The 5433-nt window shown below is 74.6% G+C and carries 6 protein-coding genes; 5 read left to right on the forward strand and 1 reads right to left on the reverse strand.

Features of this window, described 5'->3' with window-relative positions; translation table 11 throughout:
• From ACFV0Q_RS37945 to ACFV0Q_RS37960, 4 genes are all read left to right on the forward strand, one after another.
• Positions 1 to 553, forward strand: a 553-nt coding sequence (locus tag ACFV0Q_RS37945; protein ID WP_385012137.1) for a nicotinate-nucleotide--dimethylbenzimidazole phosphoribosyltransferase, incomplete at its 5' end; no start/stop codon positions are given.
• A gap of 57 nt (positions 554 to 610) precedes the next feature.
• Positions 611 to 982: a hypothetical protein gene (locus tag ACFV0Q_RS37950; RefSeq protein ID WP_385012139.1), complete on the forward strand. Its 372-nt coding sequence runs from the start codon at positions 611 to 613 to the stop codon at positions 980 to 982.
• Between the two features lie 187 nt (positions 983 to 1169).
• Positions 1170 to 2420 (forward strand): uroporphyrinogen-III C-methyltransferase, encoded by a 1251-nt coding sequence (gene cobA, locus ACFV0Q_RS37955; RefSeq protein WP_385012141.1) that lies wholly within the window; start codon positions 1170 to 1172, stop codon positions 2418 to 2420.
• 42 nt (positions 2421 to 2462) lie between these two features.
• A complete protein-coding gene (locus ACFV0Q_RS37960; protein WP_385012143.1) occupies positions 2463 to 3275 on the forward strand; it encodes a TrmH family RNA methyltransferase in 813 nt (270 codons plus the stop codon).
• 40 nt (positions 3276 to 3315) lie between these two features.
• Here ACFV0Q_RS37960 and ACFV0Q_RS37965 read toward each other — a convergent pair whose 3' ends face one another.
• Positions 3316 to 4500: a serine/threonine-protein kinase gene (locus ACFV0Q_RS37965; RefSeq protein WP_385012146.1), complete on the reverse strand. Its 1185-nt coding sequence runs from the start codon at positions 4498 to 4500 to the stop codon at positions 3316 to 3318.
• Positions 4501 to 5046: 546 nt separating this feature from the next.
• Between ACFV0Q_RS37965 and ACFV0Q_RS37970 the strand changes: the two genes are divergently transcribed.
• Entirely contained in the window at positions 5047 to 5232 is a 186-nt protein-coding gene (locus tag ACFV0Q_RS37970; protein ID WP_030233823.1) for a hypothetical protein, read from the forward strand.
• Positions 5233 to 5433 lie beyond the last annotated feature (201 nt).

Consider the following 5433-nt stretch of genomic DNA (forward strand, 5'->3'; position numbering starts at 1 on the left):
CAACAAGGCCCTGCTCACCGGTGAGATGGGCATCGCGAACACCACGGTGTCCGCCGCCCTCATCTCCGTCTTCACGGGGGTCGACGCGGCGGAGGTCACCGGCCGCGGCACCGGCATCAACGACGAGACCCACGCCCGCAAGGTCGAGGTCGTCCGCCGCGCCCTGGAGCTCCACCAGCCCGACCCGGCGGACCCGATCGGCGTCCTGGCGGCCATCGGCGGCCTGGAGCACGCGGCGATCGTCGGCCTCCTGCTGGGCGGCGCCTCGCTCCGTACGCCGGTCATCCTGGACGGCGTGAGCGCGGGCGCGGCCGCCCTGGTGGCCCGCGCCATCGCCCCGGAGTCCCTGTCGGCGTGCATCGCGGGCCACCGCAGCGCGGAGCCGGGCCACGTCGCGGCCCTGAACAAGCTCGGCCTGCGCCCCCTGGTCGACCTGGACCTCCGCCTCGGCGAAGGCACGGGCGCCCTCCTGGCCCTCCCCCTGGTCCAGAGCGCGGCGCGCGCCATGCACGAGGTCGCCACCTTCGACTCGGCGGGCGTGACCGAGAAGTAGGCCCGCCTGGAGCAGCCCGGCGCGCACCGCGCCGACGCCCCCTGGAGCCTGGTTCCCATGAGCGTGGGAGCCAGGCCCGAGGTGGTCGTGAACCCGCCGGACCCCCGGGGCCTCCGGGAGGTCACGGCCGGCAGCCGTACGCCGGGCCGCGCCTGGTCCCTCCCGGAACCGCGCCGCCTCCTGCGCCGCGCCGGATACCCGGCGGCCATGCCCCGGGAGGACCCGCGCTTCGTCTCCCGGCGCGGCGGCGGCCCCGCCACCTGGCCCGACCGCCCCCGGCCCCGCCGCACGGCCGCGGCCCTCCTGACGGCCGGCCTGCTGGGCTCCGCCGTGCTCCTCGTCCGGATCGGCCAGGTGGACGCCTTCGGCGCCCAGACCTTCGCCGCAGGACGCAGTCCTTGTGGAGCCGGGTCCCCTCCGAGACCCTGATCCGCCCGTCGGGCGGCCCGACCCCGCCTTCGTCCCAGCGGGCCGGCCCCTCTTCGGGAGCCCGGCCTGCCTATGGGCCCGGCGGGAGCCGTATGGTGGACCCGCACCACGAACCGCACGTCAGTGCCACGCCGCTCCAGCGCCGCAGCGGCCCCCCGACCCCGCCGCATCAGGAGCCGCATCCGCCATGGCAAACCCGGCACACCCCGCCTACCCCGTAGGGCTCCGCCTGGCCGGGCGCCGCGTCGTCGTCATCGGCGGCGGCCAGGTCGCCCAGCGCCGCCTGCCCGCGCTCATCGCGGCCGGCGCCGACGTCCTGCTGATCTCCCCCTCCGCGACCCCCTCCGTGGACGCGATGGCGGAGACCGGCGAGATCCGCTGGGAGCGCCGCCGCTACCAGGACGGCGACCTCGCCGGCGCCTGGTACGCCCTGATCGCCACCCAGAACCGCGAGGACAACGAGCGCGCCTCCGCCGAGGCCGAACGCGAGCGCGTCTGGTGCGTGCGCGCCGACGACGCCTCCGCCGCCACCGCCTGGACCCCGGCCACCGGCCGCGTCGAGGGCGTCACCGTCGCCGTGCTGACCGGCAACGACCCCCGCCGCTCCGCGGCCGTCCGCGACGCCGTCGTCGAGGGCCTGCGCGACGGCACTCTCGCCGCACCGCACCGCCGCACCCACACCCCCGGCGTCTCCCTCGTCGGCGGCGGCCCCGGCGACCCGGACCTGATCACCGTGCGCGGCCGCCGCCTCCTCGCCGAGGCCGACGTGGTCATCGCCGACCGGCTCGGCCCCCGCGACCTCCTCGACGAGCTCCCGCCGCACGTCGAGGTCATCGACGCCGCGAAGATCCCGTACGGCCGTTTCATGGCCCAGGAGGCCATCAACAACGCGCTGATCGAGCACGCCAAGGCCGGTAAGGCCGTGGTCCGCCTCAAGGGCGGGGACCCGTACGTCTTCGGCCGCGGCATGGAGGAGCTCCAGGCCCTCGCCGAGGCCGGCATCCCGTGCACCGTCGTGCCCGGCATCTCCAGCTCCATCTCCGTGCCCGGCGCCGCCGGCATCCCGGTCACCCACCGCGGCGTGGCGCACGAGTTCACCGTGGTCAGCGGCCACGTCGGCCCCGACGACCCGCGCTCCCTCGTGGACTGGGCCTCCCTCGCGAAGCTCACCGGCACCCTGGTCATCCTCATGGGCGTCGACAAGATCGGCCTGATCGCCGAGGCCCTGGTCCGCCACGGCCGCCCCGGCGACACCCCGGTCGCCGTCGTCCAGGAGGGCACCACCGCCACCCAGCGCCGGGTGGACGCCACCCTCGCCACGGTCGGCGAGACCGTCCGCGCCGAGGAGATCCGCCCGCCCGCCGTCATCGTCATCGGCGAGGTCGTCCGCGTCCACACCCCCGGCGCCCCGGACGCCCTCCCCAGCACCAGCGCCTGACAGGCCGTTGGCACCACACCCAGGACAAGGCAGTATCACCCTGTGGCTGATCTCATCACCATCGAAGACCCCGACGACCCGCGCCTGCGCGACTACACGGGCCTGACCGACGTCGAACTCCGGCGCCGCCGCGAGCCCGCCGAAGGCCTCTTCATCGCCGAGGGCGAGAAGGTCATCAGACGCGCCAAGGACGCCGGGTACGAGATGCGCTCGATGCTGCTCTCCGCCAAGTGGGTCGACGTCATGCGCGACGTCATCGACGAGCTCCCCGCCCCGGTCTACGCCGTCAGCCCCGACCTCGCCGAACGCGTCACCGGCTACCACGTGCACCGCGGCGCCCTCGCCTCGATGCAGCGCAAGCCGCTGCCCACGGCCCGGGAACTGCTGGCCTCGGCCCGCCGGGTGGCCGTCATGGAGGCGGTCAACGACCACACCAACATCGGGGCCATCTTCCGCAGCGCCGCCGCCCTCGGCATGGACGCCGTCCTGCTGTCCCCCGACTGCGCCGACCCGCTGTACCGCCGCTCGGTGAAGGTCTCCATGGGCGCGGTGTTCTCCGTCCCCTACGCCCGCCTCGAGGCCTGGCCCAAGAGCCTGGACTCGGTACGGGAGGCGGGCTTCAAGCTCCTCGCCCTGACCCCGCACGAGAAGGCCTCGCCCATCGACGAGGCCGCCCCGCAGACCCTGGAACGGGTCGCGCTGATGCTCGGCGCGGAGGGCGACGGCCTGTCCACCCAGGCCCTGGTCGCCGCCGACGAATGGGTGCGCATCCCCATGGCGCACGGCGTGGACTCGCTCAACGTGGGCGCGGCCGCCGCCGTCGCCTTCTACGCGGTGGCCGGCAGCCGCGCCTGACACCGCCACGGGCCCCGCAACGGGCCCGTACGCGGCCTCGTCAGAGCTTCTGCGCCAGGGCGATGCCCAGCGCCACCAGCAGCGTCACCACGACGAACACGATCAGCCGCTGCCGCAGCAGCTTCGGGTCCGGCCGCGAGGGGCGGCGCCCCGTCCCGGTGGTGCGCGGAGCCGGCCGCCCGCCGCCCGTACGGCCTGCCGTGGACCCGGGGTTGCGCGGGGACGAGGGCCGCGAGGCCGGGCCCCCGTGCGGCGCCTGCGCCCGCGGGACGGGGGTGCCTGCGCCCGTACGCCGCTCCGCGCCGTGCTCCGTGTAGAGCGCGGTCTGGTCGGCGGGCCGCCCCGCGGGCCGGTCGGCGCGGACCCGCTGCGCCGGCGGACGCCCGTCGCCCAGCCCCTGTGCCTCACGGGCGGCGATCTCCTTCAGCCGCATCGACAGCTGGAGCGTGCTCGGCCGCTCCTCGGGATCCTTGGCCAGGCAGGCCCGGACCAGCGGCGCCAGGGCGTCGGGCACCCCCACCAGATGGGGCTCCTCGTGCACCACGCGGTACAGCATGACCTCGGAACTGCCGTGCCCGAAGGGCGAGTCGGCGGTGGCCGCGTAGGCGAGGGTGGCGCCGAGCGCGAAGACGTCCGTCGCCGGGGTGACGGCGGCGCCGCGCACCTGTTCGGGCGCGAGGAAGCCGGGGGAGCCGACGGCGGTGCCCACGTGGGTCAGGGTGCTCGCCCCGGTCGCCCAGGCGATGCCGAAGTCGATGATCCGCGGGCCCTTGGGGGAGAGCAGGATGTTCGAGGGCTTCAGGTCGCGGTGGACCACCCCCGCCTCGTGCACGGCGACGAGCCCCTCGGAGAGCGCGGCGCCGATCGCGGCGATCTGCGCGGCGGTCAGGGGACCTTCCTCGGCCACCTTGTCGTGGAGGGAGGGTCCGGGCACGTACTGGGTGGCGAACCAGGGACGCTCGGCGTCCAGGTCGGCGGCCACCAGCCGCGCGGTGCACCCGCCGCGGATCCGCCGCGCGGCGGACACCTCGCGCGCGAAGCGGGAGCGGAACTCCTGGTCCTCGGCCAGGTCCGGCCGGATCACCTTCAGGGCGACGCGCTGCCCGCGCCGGTCGGAGCCCAGGTAGACCACGCCCATGCCGCCGGCGCCGAGCCGCCGGTGCAGTCTGAACGAGCCGACGACACGCGGGTCCTCGCGCCGGAGCCGCATCATCGCCATGTCCACCCCGCTGCCCGGTCGTCCTGTTGACCTGGCACAGCTTACGGACCATCCGGCACGAGCGCTCAGAGGCCGCGCCCTCGTCGGGGGATTCGATCGTCAGTGCGGGGCAGGCCACTTGAGGGTGTGCCGGCCGGAGGGGGAGTCTTCTGTCTCCTCTCGCGCCCCGTCCCCAAAGGGCCCTCGTGCCAAGGGGATTGGCGCCGGAGATCGTTCCGGAGGAGGTCATCCCCGAGGCGGAGCGGAGGTCGCGGCCGGAGGAACCCGTCAACACCCCGTACGAGGACACGCGTGTGCGGGGAGTGACGGAAGTGAGCGAAGTCACTACCCTCCGGTCATCCCCTCCGGGAAGACCCCCAGGACGGGGGAGCGGTCTCCACCCAGGGGAGTACTCCGAGGGCACCCCCCTCATCCTCCCGGAGGCCCGGCAAGGGGTACGAGGGCATGAGGCCAGGGGCCTTCCGCCCGCCTAGTGTTGAAGACAAGCGGCGGGTGGCGCACTCGTCCCCCGAGGTCACAAACCCGCCGCTGCCAAACGACAGGGAGAGGACCATGGCGGACATCGCACGGCAGGGACGCAAGGCCTTCGCGTTCAACAGCCATGAGTCCGGTACGCGCCACCCGCTGGTGGCCGCGGCCATGGTCCTTCCCCTGGCCGCCCTCCTGCTCTTCCTCTTCGGAGGATTCGACCAGGTGGCGGCACAAGCGTCGTCCGTTGGCGTGATGCTGGGGCGCTGAGCGGCGCCCCAGGCCCGGGAGAGCGGCCCGGGCCGGGACATCGGCCTTGTCGAACCCCGTGGGGACGGGGGCTCGACGACGGACGGCAGGTGAAGGGTGCTGCCCGTACGACTGGGGAGTCGGACCGGCAGCACCCCCAGTCGGATATAAACAAAAACCAGCCCACCAGAACCCACCAACTCTCGTAAGACCTCATCGTCG

This window comes from Streptomyces sp. NPDC059564 (genome assembly GCF_042735575.1).
Taxonomy (GTDB): domain Bacteria; phylum Actinomycetota; class Actinomycetes; order Streptomycetales; family Streptomycetaceae; genus Streptomyces.

Bases quoted from the DNA above. Each gene is read 5' to 3' on its own strand.
- ACFV0Q_RS37970 (WP_030233823.1), top strand. From the start codon at position 5,047: ATGGCGGACATCGCACGGCAGGGACGCAAGGCCTTCGCGTTCAACAGC.
- ACFV0Q_RS37950 (WP_385012139.1), top strand. From the start codon at position 611: ATGAGCGTGGGAGCCAGGCCCGAGGTGGTCGTGAACCCGCCGGACCCC.
- cobA (WP_385012141.1), top strand. From the start codon at position 1,170: ATGGCAAACCCGGCACACCCCGCCTACCCCGTAGGGCTCCGCCTGGCC.